The organism is Vibrio rubrogenes (assembly GCF_059641415.1).
In genome coordinates this window covers 22,357-38,366 of record NZ_JCARSY010000034.1, presented here as the reverse complement: position 1 = coordinate 38,366, position 16,010 = coordinate 22,357, and the positions used below count along the sequence as shown (strand labels likewise).

General features: G+C 45.5%; 17 protein-coding genes and 1 pseudogene. 7 read left to right on the top strand and 11 right to left on the bottom strand.

Going from position 1 to position 16,010, the window contains the following annotated elements; translation table 11 throughout:
• Window positions 1-82, top strand: a pseudogene (locus AC55NX_RS17485) (fumarate reductase subunit FrdD); the annotation flags it as partial.
• A 95-nt stretch (window positions 83-177) separates the two neighbouring features.
• Here the strand turns inward: AC55NX_RS17485 and efp are convergent.
• Window positions 178-744 carry an elongation factor P gene (gene efp / locus AC55NX_RS17480; RefSeq protein ID WP_059119705.1) on the bottom strand — a complete coding sequence of 189 codons (567 nt, stop codon included), beginning with the start codon at window positions 742-744 and terminating at the stop codon, window positions 178-180.
• 34 nt (window positions 745-778) lie between these two features.
• On the opposite strand from efp, the gene epmB reads away from it, so the two are divergent.
• Both epmB and AC55NX_RS17470 read left to right on the top strand, forming a co-directional pair.
• Window positions 779-1,801: an EF-P beta-lysylation protein EpmB gene (gene epmB / locus AC55NX_RS17475; RefSeq protein ID WP_496996894.1), complete on the top strand. Its 1,023-nt coding sequence runs from the start codon at window positions 779-781 to the stop codon at window positions 1,799-1,801.
• A 190-nt stretch (window positions 1,802-1,991) separates the two neighbouring features.
• On the top strand, window positions 1,992-2,351 hold the full coding sequence (locus AC55NX_RS17470) for a hypothetical protein (RefSeq protein WP_496996893.1): 360 nt from the start codon (window positions 1,992-1,994) through the stop codon (window positions 2,349-2,351).
• Between the two features lie 106 nt (window positions 2,352-2,457).
• Here the strand turns inward: AC55NX_RS17470 and AC55NX_RS17465 are convergent, their stop codons facing one another.
• From AC55NX_RS17465 to AC55NX_RS17455, 3 genes are all read right to left on the bottom strand, one after another.
• Window positions 2,458-3,900: an ATP-binding cassette domain-containing protein gene (locus AC55NX_RS17465; RefSeq protein WP_496996892.1), complete on the bottom strand. Its 1,443-nt coding sequence runs from the start codon at window positions 3,898-3,900 to the stop codon at window positions 2,458-2,460.
• Window positions 3,901-4,013: 113 nt separating this feature from the next.
• Window positions 4,014-5,651, bottom strand: a complete 1,638-nt coding sequence (gene groL, locus AC55NX_RS17460; protein WP_496996891.1) for a chaperonin GroEL — start codon at window positions 5,649-5,651, stop codon at window positions 4,014-4,016.
• Window positions 5,652-5,726: 75 nt separating this feature from the next.
• Window positions 5,727-6,017 (bottom strand): co-chaperone GroES, encoded by a 291-nt coding sequence (locus AC55NX_RS17455; protein ID WP_059119701.1) that lies wholly within the window; start codon window positions 6,015-6,017, stop codon window positions 5,727-5,729.
• A gap of 246 nt (window positions 6,018-6,263) precedes the next feature.
• Between AC55NX_RS17455 and AC55NX_RS17450 the strand changes: the two genes are divergently transcribed.
• Together AC55NX_RS17450 and AC55NX_RS17445 are read left to right on the top strand one after the other, a co-directional pair.
• Window positions 6,264-6,884, top strand: coding sequence for a helix-turn-helix transcriptional regulator (locus AC55NX_RS17450; RefSeq protein ID WP_496996890.1), 621 nt, complete (start codon window positions 6,264-6,266; stop codon window positions 6,882-6,884).
• 130 nt (window positions 6,885-7,014) lie between these two features.
• Window positions 7,015-7,356 carry a DUF3135 domain-containing protein gene (locus tag AC55NX_RS17445; protein ID WP_059119699.1) on the top strand — a complete coding sequence of 114 codons (342 nt, stop codon included), beginning with the start codon at window positions 7,015-7,017 and terminating at the stop codon, window positions 7,354-7,356.
• A 153-nt stretch (window positions 7,357-7,509) separates the two neighbouring features.
• On the opposite strand, the gene AC55NX_RS17440 is transcribed toward AC55NX_RS17445, so the two are convergent.
• The gene (locus AC55NX_RS17440) at window positions 7,510-7,860 is read right to left on the bottom strand and encodes a 5-carboxymethyl-2-hydroxymuconate isomerase (RefSeq protein ID WP_496996889.1); all 351 of its coding nucleotides are present in this window, start codon (window positions 7,858-7,860) and stop codon (window positions 7,510-7,512) included.
• A 207-nt stretch (window positions 7,861-8,067) separates the two neighbouring features.
• Here AC55NX_RS17440 and tpiA point away from each other — a divergent pair, with 207 nt between their 5' ends.
• Complete coding sequence (gene tpiA / locus AC55NX_RS17435; protein WP_496996888.1) at window positions 8,068-8,838, top strand: triose-phosphate isomerase; 771 nt, start codon at window positions 8,068-8,070, stop codon at window positions 8,836-8,838.
• Window positions 8,839-8,972: 134 nt separating this feature from the next.
• Window positions 8,973-10,349: an MATE family efflux transporter gene (locus tag AC55NX_RS17430; protein WP_496996887.1), complete on the top strand. Its 1,377-nt coding sequence runs from the start codon at window positions 8,973-8,975 to the stop codon at window positions 10,347-10,349.
• A 33-nt stretch (window positions 10,350-10,382) separates the two neighbouring features.
• Here the strand turns inward: AC55NX_RS17430 and rraA are convergent, their stop codons facing one another.
• The 6 genes from rraA to cytR form a co-directional block, all read right to left on the bottom strand.
• On the bottom strand, window positions 10,383-10,961 hold the full coding sequence (gene rraA, locus AC55NX_RS17425; protein WP_496996886.1) for a ribonuclease E activity regulator RraA: 579 nt from the start codon (window positions 10,959-10,961) through the stop codon (window positions 10,383-10,385).
• A 76-nt stretch (window positions 10,962-11,037) separates the two neighbouring features.
• Complete coding sequence (locus AC55NX_RS17420) at window positions 11,038-11,955, bottom strand: 1,4-dihydroxy-2-naphthoate polyprenyltransferase (RefSeq protein ID WP_496996885.1); 918 nt, start codon at window positions 11,953-11,955, stop codon at window positions 11,038-11,040.
• 135 nt (window positions 11,956-12,090) lie between these two features.
• The gene (gene hslU / locus AC55NX_RS17415; RefSeq protein WP_496996884.1) at window positions 12,091-13,422 is read right to left on the bottom strand and encodes an ATP-dependent protease ATPase subunit HslU; all 1,332 of its coding nucleotides are present in this window, start codon (window positions 13,420-13,422) and stop codon (window positions 12,091-12,093) included.
• 44 nt (window positions 13,423-13,466) lie between these two features.
• Entirely contained in the window at window positions 13,467-14,006 is a 540-nt protein-coding gene (hslV, locus tag AC55NX_RS17410) for an ATP-dependent protease subunit HslV (protein ID WP_496996883.1), read from the bottom strand.
• Between the two features lie 142 nt (window positions 14,007-14,148).
• Window positions 14,149-14,697 carry a cell division protein FtsN gene (ftsN, locus tag AC55NX_RS17405; RefSeq protein WP_496996882.1) on the bottom strand — a complete coding sequence of 183 codons (549 nt, stop codon included), beginning with the start codon at window positions 14,695-14,697 and terminating at the stop codon, window positions 14,149-14,151.
• A gap of 107 nt (window positions 14,698-14,804) precedes the next feature.
• Window positions 14,805-15,809 carry a DNA-binding transcriptional regulator CytR gene (gene cytR, locus AC55NX_RS17400; RefSeq protein WP_496996881.1) on the bottom strand — a complete coding sequence of 335 codons (1,005 nt, stop codon included), beginning with the start codon at window positions 15,807-15,809 and terminating at the stop codon, window positions 14,805-14,807.
• Window positions 15,810-16,010: the final 201 nt, after the last annotated feature.

The window sequence follows — 16,010 nt, the reverse complement described above, 5'->3', positions numbered from 1 at the left end:
GGGCGTCGTGGGTAAAATCGCCTGTTATGGCATTGCAACGATCATTTCCGCGCTCTCTATCGTGTTCATTTTTATGATCTAAACGAGATTCACGTGCGATCAAAAAGGGCTGCCGAATCGGCAGCCCTTTCTCATTCAAAACACTGAGGTTCAGACTCACCCCATGCTGAAACCCGTCTATTTTACGCGGCTGACATATTCAGCAGTGCGCGTGTCAACTTTGATGACTTCACCAATCTGAATAAACAGCGGTACACGAACCACTGCACCGGTCGATAATGTCGCAGGTTTGCCGCCGGTTCCCTGAGTATCACCTTTCAGACCCGGATCAGTTTCAGTCACTTCCAGTTCAACAAAGTTAGGTGGCGCTACAGCGATTGGGTTGCCATTCCACAACGTCAGCATGCACGCATTATTCTCAACCAACCATTTCGCATTGTCACCGACAGCTTTTGCATCCGCAGCAACTTGTTCGAATGTTTCGCTATTCATAAAATGATAGAATTCGCCGTCGGAATAAAGATAATCCAGATCGATATCCATGACATCTGCGACTTCTGCGGAGTCTCCGGACTTAAAGGTTTTTTCCAACACTTTGCCGGAAAGCAATTTACGGATTTTAACGCGATTGAATGCCTGACCTTTACCTGGTTTTACATACTCGTTTTCGAGAATGACACAAGGCTCGTTATCGATCATAATCTTCAGACCGCCTTTAAATTCATTCGTGCTAACAGTAGCCATTATTTCCTCTTACTTATACTTCGAGTTAAATTCAATGCCGCACATAATAACCCGAAAAATTGAATCTGTTGAGCAAAACTGGCTCAAACAACTTGCGAATGCGATCTCAGATCCAGAGCAGCTGCTCAGATATCTGGAAATTGATCCAACGCCTTGGATGCAAGGATTTAAAGCCAGGAAGCTTTTCGCACAACGGGTGCCGCTTAGCTTTATCGAGCGTATGGAAAAAGGTAATCCATTTGATCCGTTGTTACGTCAAGTGCTACCGCTCAGTCAGGAGTTCGAAGTTATACCGGGATTTTCAACAGATCCACTGACAGAACAGAACAATCAACATCCGGGGCTGTTACACAAATATCACAATCGGGTACTTCTGATTTTAAAAGGCGCATGTGCCATCAACTGTCGCTACTGCTTTCGCCGACATTTTCCTTATCAGGACAACAAAGGCAATAAAACAGTCTGGCAGGAAAACTTAGCTTACATCGCACAACATCCTGAATTGAACGAAGTGATTCTGTCCGGTGGCGATCCGCTCATGGCAAAAGATCATGAGCTCCGTTGGCTGATCGAGCAGATTGCTTTCATTCCACATATCCAGACACTACGGTTTCACTCTCGCTTGCCTGTCGTGATTCCAGAACGAATCACCCCGGCACTCACGGAGTTACTCGCTCAAACTCGTTTGCAGGTGGTTTTTGTCTCTCATATCAATCATGCCAATGAAATCAATGCATCGCTTAGTCAGGCGATGAGCTCTCTGCGTCAAGCCGGTGTAACCCTGCTCAATCAAGCGGTACTGCTCAAGGGGATCAATGACTCGGTCGAGGCTCAGGTAAAACTGAGCGAAACGCTATTTCAGGCTGGCGTTCTGCCCTACTATCTGCATGTTCTGGATAAAGTTCAGGGGGCGGCACATTTCTTTGTTTCTGACCAAGAAGCAAGAACTATTATGGCTGGCGTGATTGAACAAGTCTCCGGTTATCTCGTTCCCAGACTGACCCGGGAAATTGGGGGCCGCAGCAGCAAAACCCCACTGGACCTCTATTTAGAATAATTCATCGGCCTTATACAATGTAAAAATCTGGATAATATAAGATAATGATATGGTGTGTTCTATTGAAAAGCTTAACAAAAGCAACTTATTGCACCGATATTTATTGCACCATGTATAAAATGCACATACGATATTATCTAATTCATCAATAATTGATATTTGATATATTTGGTATAATAAAGGTGATTTTATGAAAAAAATTAAGACTATTGCTCTTTCAGCATTGTTATCTTCACTATTTGCCCCTTTAGCAAATGCTAATGCAGTTTACACATCTGCGACTCCCGATCATATTTTTGGCGGGTATCCTGACCATAGCATTACATTCAATCCTGTTGAAGGCACTGTCAACCCAGCAGGCTGTGCCCAAACCGGTGCTTATGCAATGCTGCCATCATATGATACTCAGGCTGCACTATTAATTTTACTGGAGGCCAAAAGAGAAGGTAAGCGAGTCTATTTTTCTGTAAGAGATGACATCTGCCACACACTACAACAAACAGATGATTCAAGCAGTTACCCAGTTATACAACGTATTGCAATACGTTAATCTAGCTATCGCTAATCAAAGATAAATATAACCGGGCAACAATTACCCACGTTTCTTCACTAGAGAGTTGCCCGTTATAATTACTGCTCCAAATTTTTTCGCTCCATTAAGATGAAGTCAGAACTCGGTACCCACCCTCCGGATGTGCAACAAAATCAACGTAATTACGAATCGCAGAGAGTTGATCTTCCTCATAATGCGAGACATATAATAACTGCGTTATATTCAATTCAGCCAAACGGTTAAGCACCGTCATCACCAAACGACGGTTTAAGTAGTCCAGCCCCTGATAGGGTTCATCCAGAATCAGTAACACCGGCTGTTTGATTAAGGCGCGAACGATTAACAATAATCGTTGCTGCCCATAATCCAACTGCTTGAATGGGTGTTTTGCATAATGAGTCATTTCCAGCACATCTAACCAATGCCGGGCAACCTGTACCTGCTTTGCTGACGGTTTTTCATAAAGGCCGATTGAGTCAAAAAATCCCGATAACAACACATCCAAAACCGGACAGTTCACTCGGTATTGCAGATGCAAAGCGGAAGACACAACGCCAATATGGCGCTTAATATCCCAGATGCTCTCCCCACGACCACGACGCATTCCCAACACCGTAATATCGTTACAGTAACACTGAGGGTGGTCACCTAAAATCAAACCAAGCAAGGTACTTTTGCCACATCCGTTCGGACCACGAATCTGCCAATGCTGCCCGGCTTGAATCTGCCAAGAAAGATCCTGAAAAATCAGACCATCAGTGTATTCAACTTTGACTTGATTCATCACCACTCTCGGATTGGCTATCATGGTGTCCGGCGCATATTGCTGGCTCAGCGTCAGCCATGCTTCCTGCTTAGTCTCTGTCAGTGCCGCCAGTTGCTCTAAAATCGGATGTTGCCGCCACTGCTCAATCGTCATGGTTTGGGTCAACTGCTTATCATCAAATAAGGCAATATGGGTCAGGCATTCAGGGAGTTCATCTTCCCGTGAAGTGATTACAACCAATTGCATTTCACCAGCCAGTTGATTGAGGCAGTCGGTAAGCTGACGACGATGCGCTACATCTAGTCCGGAGTATGGTTCATGCAAAATCAGGAGTTCCGGTTTTCCAGCTAACGCTCGAGCCAGCATTAAACGTCGAGTCTCACCGGTTGATAACTGGCGGAATCCCCGAGTCCTCAAATGGTTCAAATCGGTCAGATCAAGCAAATATGCAAATTCATCCTCGGTGCATCCGGCCTCCCGTAACAGCATCTCGACCGTAGACCCATAATCGATATGATCCTGAAAATCGGTTTCATCTTTGGCAATTTCATCATCCAGTAACCGCTGCTGCTCAGACAGAGAAACTAAGCCAACACGTGCAGGTCTGCCCTCGATAGCTTGCTCACTTTCTGCCAGTGTACCGGATAGAAGGCGCACTAAAAGTTCACTACTCTGCGCATGAGCAATAAACACGCCCCAATGCTGTGAGAGCTGAAGCTCCCAATGGGAAATATTCAGCTGTTCCGTCGCATACGTATAACTTAATCCTTGAATTAACATATCCACACCATCGTCAGAAAGAAGATCAACATCCTATACCAGTCACCGCAAAAATGAAAAAAGGGTGAGGAAACCTCACCCTTTTCAAGCTCATGCACAATATGATGAATAGATTACATCATGCCTGGCATTCCGCCCATGCCGCCCATATCTGGCATTGCCGGGCCATCGTTCTTCGGTGCGTCAGTAACCATCGCTTCAGTCGTAATCATCAGACCAGCAATAGATGCTGCAAACTGAAGTGCACTACGGGTTACTTTGGTTGGGTCAAGAATACCCATCGCGATCATATCGCCGTATTCACCCGTTGCAGCGTTATAACCATAGTTACCTTCACCTGCTTTGATGTTGTTGGCAACAACGGACTCTTCATCACCTGCATTTGATGCGATCTGACGAATCGGAGCTTCCATCGCACGAAGTGCAACACGGATACCCACGTTTTGTTCTTCGTTGTCACCTTTCAGATCAATCAGTTGAGAAGCCGCACGAATCAGTGCAACGCCACCACCGGCAACCACACCTTCTTCAACAGCAGCACGAGTCGCATGTAGCGCATCTTCGACACGATCTTTCTTCTCTTTCATTTCAACTTCAGTTGCTGCACCGACTTTAATCACGGCAACACCACCAGCGAGTTTTGCAACACGCTCTTGAAGCTTCTCTTTATCGTAGTCAGACGTTGCTTCTTCAATTTGTTGACGAATCTGAACGACACGCCCCTCAATTGCCGCAGCTTCACCAGCACCATCAATCACAGTGGTATTTTCTTTAGTAATAGTGACACGTTTTGCCTGACCCAGATCTTCCAGAGTTGCTTTATCCAGCTCCAGACCAATTTCTTCAGAAATCACCGTACCGCCAGTCAAAATCGCAATATCTTGCAACATCGCTTTACGACGGTCACCAAAACCAGGCGCTTTCACAGCAGCAACTTTCACGATACCGCGCATGTTGTTGACAACCAGTGTAGCCAACGCCTCACCTTCAACATCTTCTGCAACAATCAGCAGCGGACGAGACGCTTTTGCAACAGATTCAAGCACTGGCAGTAATTCGCGAATATTTGATATCTTCTTATCAACCAACAGGATAAATGGATTTTCCAGCTCAACAGAACCAGATTCTTGGTTGTTGATAAAGTAAGGTGACAGGTAACCACGATCAAACTGCATCCCTTCTACGACATCCAGTTCATCTTGTAGCGCTTGGCCTTCTTCAACCGTGATAACACCGTCGCGACCTACTTTTTCCATTGCTTCAGCAATGATGTTACCCACGCTGGCATCAGAGTTCGCAGAGATTGTACCAACCTGTGCGATCGCTTTGTTATCTTCACATGGTACAGATAGCCCTTTCAATGCTTCAACAGCCGCAATCACTGCTTTATCGATACCACGTTTTAAATCCATCGGATTCATACCGGCAGCAACCGCTTTTAGACCTTCATTGACGATAGACTGAGCGAGAACTGTTGCAGTTGTTGTTCCATCGCCAGCTGCATCATTTGCCTGAGATGCAACTTCTTTCACCATTTGTGCACCCATGTTCTGGAATTTATCTTCCAGTTCGATCTCACGTGCAACAGAAACGCCATCTTTGGTAATAGTTGGCGCACCAAATGATTTATCCAGAACAACATTACGGCCTTTCGGGCCCAATGTTACTTTTACTGCATCAGCCAGAACGTTTACACCTTCCAGCATTTTTACTCGTGCATCATTTCCAAACTTAACGTCTTTAGCAGCCATCTTTTATTCCCTATTTCTTAATTCGGTTTTCGTCAATTGTTTTGAATAAGAGCAAAAATTACTCAACGCCTACTTTTATTCGACAATCGCCAGAATGTCATTTTCAGCAAGGATCAATACTTCTTTGCCATCGATCTTTTCCGACTTGGTGCCGTAACCTTCAGCAAAAATAACAGTATCACCAACTTTGACGTCCAGCGGCTGAACTGTCCCATTTTCAAGCACCCGGCCGTTGCCGACAGCAAGCACTTTTCCACGTGTTGATTTTTCCGCCGCAGAACCAGTTAAAACGATCCCACCAGCAGACTTGGATTCAACTTCTTGGCGTTCAACGATAACTCGGTCATGTAATGGACGAATATTCATCGGTCGTCTCTCCTGATTTAATTATTTGTGTTGTTTATGAAAACGCTGTTTACCAGCTGGTGCTTTCTATGTGGGGGAGAAAAGTAAATATCCCAAGGGTGAATAGGCGAAAAAATGTGACGCACTTAACAAAATAATAATCATTCCCGCTTTTTTCTCTCCGACAACTTCTCATCTTCAGCCAATAGTCAATTGTTTACTTTATTAACTGAAGTCTGAATAATAGGCGGAGCGAAGAGGACACCAATGAAAACAGCCGACAAGATATTGCATACGCTCAAGCGAGAAGGCGCAGTCACTGCGAAACAACTTGCTGATCGCTTCGAAATCACCACGATGGGAGCCCGTCAACATCTTCAGTCACTTGAAGAAGAAGGGTTGGTCCACTTTTATGATGTTAAAGTCAGGGTGGGCCGCCCAACTCGTCACTGGACACTGACAGAAGATGGACACGCTTACTTTGCCGACCGTCATGGTGAACTAACGCTTCAGGTGATTGATGCAATTGAGCAGGTATACGGTTCAGAAGGTATTGTAAAAATTGTTGCCACCAGAGAAGCGCAGACATTGTTACAATACCGCGCTGAAATTCAAACCTGTACCACTCTGGAAGAAAAACTCGGGATGCTAGTGGCCTTGCGCGAGAGAGAAGGCTATATGGTTAAGCTGGAAACTTTATCGGACGGTTACCGCCTCATCGAGAATCATTGCCCGATATGTAAAGCAGCAACGCGATGCCAAAGCTTTTGCCAATCTGAATTACACATCTTTCAGTCTCTGCTTGAAGGGCTGTGTACCATTGAACGTCAAGAGCACATTGTCTCAGGACACCGACGTTGCAGTTATATCATCAAGAAACTCAATTAGTGTCAATTTGTTAGAAGTTCTCACATTAAGTTCACAATTTGATCAATTTTGGTTTATCATTGAGTAGTATTCTAATTAAACGTATTTAATTTGAGTCATAGGCTAGCATACAAAGAAACTGAGGTGATATATGGCCGCACCAAGTTTTTATACCGAGCTCCCCCCATTTGATGAGCTGGTAGCACTGGCTAAACACAATCCTGAAGCATTCGCGATGCTCAAACGTGACATCTGCGAAGAGATGATTCTCTCATCATCTCGAAAAATGCAAGACCGACTATGGGCTCAGCAAAGTCATATCGACAGAGTCGTGCGCTCCTGCAAAAATGCGGATCATGCCAATGTAAAACTGATGAGAGAGTTGAGTGCCCAGATGGTAAAATTCCAAAATGCGTTAACCAGCAACTCGGCAGACAACAACCCAAGCCCTGCTGATGTCATTCCGTTTCATCGATACAGGCCACATGTCTGAATCAGAGATGGCGAAACTATACGCAAGATGACATCGTGCAAAGGGACATTCCTTGACGAAGCGGCTCCCACACCAATATGGCTTGGCACGTTTTCTGTGGCGTGGTTTGAAACCTTCAGCTTGTTATCGACATGCCCTCTGTTGAGGGTATTATTAACTGCGACACCGAATATAGTATTGCTCTACCACTCTCAGAAAAACTGAAAGATTTTCAATTTTATCTGCGTCCTGTTCAAAGCGTTCGGTCAGTTTGCCGATCACTGAGTGACTGATGGCCGCAGCATATTCCTGACTGACTTCCACAACCAGCTGTATAAAATCCGCAGAATCCAACTGTTCACCGACAAACCACTGGTGGCTTCGGATGGCATTGCTTTTGACCGATAGACCGAATCGCTGGATGGTTTCATCGTGGAGTAACACTTGATGAAGGTCTTCCAGTAACCGAGAAATATTCACGCGTTCATCAACCGGCGCAGAATACTCCATCCGAAGATTGATCATATGATGTATCCCTATCATGACATACTGCCGAGGATTCCAGAGCTTCCCGCCCCACAACTAATTACTCAGGTAAAATAAAACCAAATTGAAACTATCTCAAATATGCTAACCAAGAAAGTCATGATTCGTATCATGATCTACTTGGTTTTATCTGTTATATTCTGTCGAAGTCACATTTTTATACTCACTGAATTTGGAGATATTCCTATGCGTCGTCCTGTTGTTATGGGTAACTGGAAACTAAACGGAAGTAAAACGATGGTCACAGAACTGCTCTCTGGCCTGAATGCTGAACTCGAAGGCGTTGCCGGTGTTGACGTCGCGGTTGCACCACCTGCTTTGTATCTTGACCTTGCAGAACGGTTAATCAAAGAAGGCGGAAATAAGATTATTCTGGGTGCACAAAATACTGATGTTAACAATAGCGGTGCTTTCACCGGTGATATGTCTCCTCAAATGCTGAAAGACTTTGGTGCAACACACATTATTATCGGTCACTCTGAGCGTCGCGAATACCATCATGAATCTGATGAATTCGTTGCACAAAAATTTGCGTTTCTGAAAGAAAATGGCCTGACACCTGTCTTGTGTATCGGTGAATCAGAAGCTCAAAACGAAGCGGGTGAGACGCTTGCTGTTTGTGCACGCCAGCTTGATGCGGTCATCAAAACACAAGGTGTTGAAGCACTTAATGGTGCGATCATCGCTTACGAACCAATCTGGGCTATCGGTACTGGTAAAGCAGCGACAGCAGAACAAGCACAATCAATTCATGCTTCTATTCGTGCTCATATTGCGAAAGAAAGTGAAGAAGTTGCTAAAAATGTCATCATCCAGTATGGCGGTTCCGTTAAAGCAGAAAATGCAGCCGAACTCTTTGCTCAACCAGATATCGATGGCGCATTAGTTGGTGGTGCCGCATTAGATGCGAAAGGCTTTGCAGCGATTGCAAAAGCAGCAGCGGCAGCCAAAGCATAACGATCAATTATTAACGTATTTCCAAGGCCGGCATCTGCCGGCCTTTTTATCACGCCTCCGGTCTAAACTAGCTGTTTTGACCAGAATCGAGTATGCTGTAATCTCGGTTCCCCCGATAGACTTCCTTCTTTTCTATGCATGATAAACACGGGCTGCTTTCGGCACCAATTGCCGTCGTTCTTCGCCGGATGACAATCCCAATGACCTTCGGCATGATATCGGTGCTGATGTTCAATTTAGTCGATACCTACTTTATTTCTCTGCTCGGCACTCAAGCGCTGGCTGCCGTGAGCTATACATTCCCTGTCACGTTTGCCGTCAACTGTATCACCATGGGGATCGGGGTTGGTTTATCGACCAGTATTGCTCATTTGCTGGGGCAAAAATCGATACACAATGCGGCTCGCCTGACAATTCATGGTTTGCTACTGGCCATATTTTTAGTCAGTATCGCTTCTGGCATTGGTTTGTTCACCATCTCGCCTCTTTTTACCTTACTCGGTGCTCAGCAAGCCCTATTACCTTTGATACAGCAATACATGTCCGTTTGGTATATTGCCATACCATTGCTGGTCATTCCGATGGCCGGGAACAGCGCCATCCGCGCGACCGGAGATACCAGAACCCCGGCATTGCTCATGATCCTCTCCGGCACCATCAACGGTATTTTAGACCCATTACTCATCTTCGGTTATGGGCCTTTTCCTGAGCTTGGTATTCAAGGCGCAGCGATTGCCAGTGCAATCAGCTGGTGTACCGCCCTGATTGGAACGTTATATATTTTATTCTACCGGGAACAACTGGGCACACGACCTTATTGGCGTTCAATATGGCAAGACTGGAAGCAGATTTTACGCATTGGAACTCCCGCAGCGCTGTCTAACGCGATGAACCCGATTTCCGGTGCATTGTTGATGATACTACTCTCCCGCCATGGTACCGAGGCGGTTGCAGCATACGGTGCAGCACAACGTGTGGAGTCGATTCTGATTCTGGTGCTGATGTCATTAACTTCGACACTTACACCGTTTTTAGCGCAGAATTTTAGTGCCGACAATCCGCAACGAGGGTTTGCGGGGCTGTTCTTAAGCATGCGGTTTTCTGTTGTGTTTCAGGGCATCATATTTTTGATGATGGTTCCACTAAGTATCCCCATTTCTGCCCTCTTCTCACAAGAAACACAGGTTCGGGAAATACTCTGGCACTATCTGCTGATTGTGCCATTGAGTTATGGATTTCAGGGGATTGTGATGATGATAGTTTCAGCGCTGAACGCACTGCACCAACCGCTGAAAGCTTTCAGTTGGAATTTTATGCGTCTGTTTGTTTTTACGCTACCTTCAGCCTGGATCGGCTCACAGCTCTGGCAGGTGAATGGATTATTTGCAGGGATTGCTATAGGCAATATCCTCGGCGGGATATTCGGATATATTCAGGCTTTATCTTTACGAAGACAAAGCCTGTTATCCGACAAAAAGAAAGTCACTCAGAAGGAAGTCGAAGAGCCGTAGTCAAGACGGCTCTGACATCAGATCCAACTCAGATTAAATCCGTTCTTCATCTTCTTCGGCAATGATAACATCATCGTCATCAAGCTCTTCGTCATCGAGCTCTTCCTCATCCAACTCCGCCTCGTCAAGATCCGTATTCAAAGGCTCCTGAGAAAGAATGATACCGGTATTGTCTGCATAAAGATAATCTTCTGGCAGGAAGGTGACGCCACCAAAATTAACGGGAATATCGATTTCACCCATACTTTGTGCAGCAGCGCCGACAGGAATCGATGCCATGGCCTGAATGCCAATATTCATTTCTTCCAGCTCGTCAACTTCACGAACACACCCGTAAACAACCAGCCCTTCCCACTCATTTTCTTCAGCGAGTACAGCTAATTCCGCGTCAATCAGGGCACGACGTAAAGAACCACCGCCATCAATCAATAGCACCCGTCCCAAACCATCTTGCTCAAGCACTTCACGGATCAAACCATTATCTTCAAAACATTTGATCGTTGTTATCTGGCCGGCAAAAGAGGCTCGCCCACCAAAATTACTGAACATCGGTTCTACAACATCAACCTGATCGAAATAAATATCACAAAGTGCAGATGTATTGTATTCCATGGCAACCATTCTCACAGCGGAAAGTATCTTAAACGAGTATATCGACTATGTAAGTCATTGCAATGACAAAGCGCAATTAACTGATCAGTGTTTGAGCAATGACAACTCCGACAAACAATAAATTTGTCACGACAGAACATTTGACGACCGCAGGTAACATCGGCGCGATCTGTACAGGCTGTTCTGCTTCCCAGATGGCAACCGCATGTTTGACCATCGCCACCAAACTGAGTAGAAAAGGAAGAGCGAGCCAGAGCGGGTCAGTCTGTAACCACAGATATAAACTAAACGTGAAGACCGCACCTGCTAACAGAATAAAGTGATATTTTTTTGCCAGTATCGGGCCTAAACGAACGGCAATGGTTCGCTTACCGCAAATTTCATCATTTTCGATATCCCGCATATTATTGACATTCAATACTGCAACAGCCAATAAACCACACGCAATCGATGGCAGTAGCAACGTCGTATTCAATTGACCGGTATAGAGAAAATAGGTCCCGGAGACCCCCAACAAGCCAAAGAAAATAAATACGGATACATCGCCAAGCCCGACATAACCATAAGGCTTATTGCCGACGGTATAAGCAACAGCAGCGATCATCGCCATGACGCCAAGGCCAATAAAAACCAGAATATTTTCAAGCGAGTCCAAGGCATACAGAATCAACGCCATACCAGAAACGACGGTAAGCAGCACATTGATCATCATGGCGTATTTCATGTCTTTCAATGTAACGGCACCCGACTGAATTGCCCGCATCGGACCTAATCGTGCGTCATTATCTGTACCTTTCACCGCATCGCCATAATCATTGGCAAGATTAGACAGAATTTGCAGTAAAATGGCAGTGACTAAGGCCAAAATTGCTATTGGCCACGAAAAATGCTTTTCGGAAAAAGCTAAGGCACTTCCTGTGAGGATCGAAATCAATGCCAAAGGCAAGGTTTTCGGTCTAGCCGCATCCATCCAAATCGAAAGAGAGTTTATCATGATTACAGCCTAGTGGACGACAAGAGCTCTAGTATACGACGAATTCATTGATAATAAAAAGCCCGCATAAAAATGCGAGCTTCTATACCCAAATCACGTGCTGGTCATACAGAGCGCATCATATGGGTTGTGTACTTACAGAATAAAGCGGCTGAGATCTTCATCGCCAACCAATTCACCGAGACGTTCTTGCACATAATCGGCATCGATGATGAACGACGAGCCGGCTTTATCGGTCGCATCGAAAGAAATTTCATCCATCAAGCGTTCCATCACGGTATGCAGACGACGAGCCCCGATATTTTCAGTGGTTTCATTCACCTGCCAGGCGGCATCCGCAATCTGCGCAATCCCCTCTTCTGTAAATTCAATAGCAACATTTTCTGTTGCCATCAACGCCTGATATTGCTCTGTCAGAGATGCTTTCGGTTCGGTCAGGATGCGTTTGAAATCATCACTGCTCAGCGCTTCCAGCTCAACTCGAATCGGTAAACGCCCTTGTAATTCAGGAATCAAATCCGACGGTTTGGCAACCTGAAAGGCCCCAGAAGCAATGAACAGAATATGATCCGTCCTGACCATACCATGTTTAGTCGATACGGTACTGCCTTCGATCAGTGGCAACAGATCGCGCTGCACCCCTTCTCGGGAAACATCCGGCCCGGAGACTTCACCACGCTTACAGATTTTGTCGATTTCATCAACAAACACAATACCGTGGTTCTCAACATTAAAGATGGCTTGTTCTTTCAGTTCATCCTGATTGACCAGTTTCGCGGCTTCTTCTTCAGTCAACGCCTTAAACGCATCTTTAATCTTCAGCTTGCGTTTCTTTTGCGTGTTCCCGGCCAGATTTTGGAACATGCCCTGTAACTGGTTGGTCATTTCTTCCATACCCGGAGGCGCCATAATTTCAACGCCCATTTGCGGCGCAGCGACATCGATTTCAATTTCTTTATCATCGAGCTGACCTTCACGTAATTTCTTACGAAATACCTGTCTGGTATGAGATGTATCTTCGGTTCGCTCTTCTTCACCCCAAGAATCACGTGGTGGCGGAATCAATACATCAAGAATGCGCTCTTCCGCTAACTCTTCAGCCCGGAACTTCACTTTTTCCATGGCTTGCTGGTGGGTCATCTTCACCGCAACATCGGTCAGATCACGGATAATGGATTCAACTTCTTTACCGACGTAACCGACCTCAGTAAATTTTGTGGCTTCAATTTTCATAAATGGCGCATTCGCCAGCTTTGCCAAACGCCGGGCAATTTCAGTTTTACCCACCCCTGTCGGGCCGATCATCAAAATATTTTTGGGCGTCACTTCGACACGCAGACTTTCTTCCAACTGCATTCGACGCCAGCGATTACGTAAAGCAATCGCGACCGCTCTTTTCGCTTTGTCCTGACCGATAATATGACGATTGAGTTCATGAACAATTTCACGAGGAGTCATTTCAGACATGCTTATTTCCTTTGTTCTGTATTGCAGACGCTATCGAATAGTTTCTATGACTCACGTTGAGGAATATCAAGTACTTCGATAGTCTGGAAATGGTTAGTGAACACACAGATGTCACCTGCAATTTGCAGCGCTTTTTCAGCAATCTCCTGAGCGTCCAGATCGGTATTTTCTAGTAAAGCCGTTGCAGCAGCCTGTGCATAATTGCCACCGGAACCAATTGCGATCAGATCATGTTCTGGCTGAACAACATCACCATTACCGGTAATAATCAGTGAAGCGGTCTCATCTGCAACGGCTAAAATCGCTTCCAAACGACGCAATGCCCGATCACTTCGCCAATCTTTGGCCAGTTCAACAGCCGCCTTCACCAGATGTCCTTGATGCATTTGCAACTTGCTTTCAAAACGCTCAAACAGTGTAAATGCATCCGCTGTACCGCCAGCAAACCCAGCCAGTATTTTATCATTGTACAGGCGGCGCACCTTGCGGGCATTTCCTTTCATCACGGTATTACCCAGAGAAACTTGACCATCTCCGGCAATAACAACTTTATTATCACGACGGACGGATACGATTGTAGTCACGAGAGGACCTCTTCCATTTTATAAAGTGTGTTAGAAAACTATATAAGGACAAGCTTGTTTGAATTCAAGTCAAAAGGCGGGATATCGTTGTTATTTCCTCCGGAATTCTGTGACCAGCTCCGGAGGATAGGGAGAAACATGTCTATTGCTTTTCTTTCCAAATCGCACATGGTTCAATCTTAGCACGCTGAAGTTTGTGCCGATCACGTTCAGCATCGCGTTTAAATTTGTAAGGACCAATTACCACGCGATACCAGCTACTATCTTCTTTCTTGCGGATTTTACTTTTAATCCCCTGAAAAGCGATGTCCAGCTTCCGTTTTTCGGCCTGAGCCATCGTTTTGTACGCGCCACACTGCATGATGTACGGAATATCCGATACTTTCAGCGCTTTCGGGGTAACCTCGATCTCACGCTGAGGTAAGATATCGACATAGTCCCACTTTTCAGTCGGTGGCGGGGGAAGTGTCTTTTGATTGTCATGCGGAGATTGCTTGACCTCGGTTTTCTGAACCACTGGCACATGATTCTCTGGTGGAGACGGCTGTATACTCAGTGTATACAAGCCATACCCAAACACAGCCACCACAATCACAGCAAGCGTACCACTCAACCAAGGGCGCTTCTTCGGAGCTTTGCGCGCAGTTTTCTTCGCTGCACTACCCCGTTTCACATAGTCTTTATTAGCCACTAAATTATGCTTACCTTACAAACAATGACTGTATGTTAAAGAAGACCATCCGGAAGCACAACTCTGAGCACAATACGCGTCGGCATTGTTGCAATTCAGGTAATGACTCATCCGCGAGGAGCAGCAACACTTTCACGAATCACCAGTTTTGTTTCCAGCAAACGAGAGCCCGCCCGGACATCGTGTCCCCGGAGCACTTCTAACATCATCAGCATCGCCTGACGGCCAATCTCATATCGAGGCTGAGAGACTGTTGTTAACGGCGGATCACAATACTGAGCAAAGTTAATATCGTCAAAACCTACCACCGATAGGTCATGAGGCACTCTGACGCCCAAGCGTTTCGCTTCTTGAATGGCACCGATAGCCATCATGTCATTGTGGCAGAAAACAGCTCCCGGCGGTTCGGATAACCCTAAAAGGTGCCGAATCGCTTTCACACCGGCTTCAAAACTGAAATCGCCTTTGTAGTGATAAGCAGGATTCATGGTAATTCCGGCACGCCTTAAAGCCTGCATGTATCCCTGATGACGGAAATGGCACAACGCAGCTGAATCGGGGCCAGCAATCTCACCAATTTTTTTATGGCCCATCTGAGTGAGATAATTCACCACTTCAAACGCAGAGGTCAGATTATCAATATGGACGGTCGGGAGTTCCAGCTCCGGCGCGTACTCACAGGCCATCACCATCGGCGGTAGATTTTTCTGCTCTGATTTACTGGCGTCAAACGGTAAATCGGTGCCAAGGAGTAGCATTCCGTCGGCTTGCTTGGTGAAGACCAGATTGACAAAAGAACTTTCTCGTTTCTTCTGTTGTCCACTATCACCAAGTAGCACTAAATAACCATGCTCGACAGCAGCATCCTCGATACCCCGAATAATTTCAGTAAAGTACGGGTCGCAAATATCGGGAACGATTGCAACAATCGTCTTTGATTCGTTACGTCTTAAATTCCGTGCCAGTGAATTCGGAGAGTATCCGGCTTCAAGCACTGCATCTTCAACCCGTTTTCTTGTCGTAGGCGACACTTTTTCGGGATTCATCAATGCCCTAGATACGGTCGCGGTTGACACTCCCGCTAGTTGAGCAACATCCTTCATCGTCGCCATACATTAAAACCCTCTTTCAAAATAGTATTTGCTATAAAACTGATTCATGCACACACTTTTGATATATCTATCAAGAGCTTGATGTATGTGCTTCCATAGTTTAAGCATTTCTTCGAATAAAGTTACGGTCTATTTAACACTTCTTACATCATAAACGAGAAATAGATCACGATACATAGGTTTTATACTGTGATAACGATA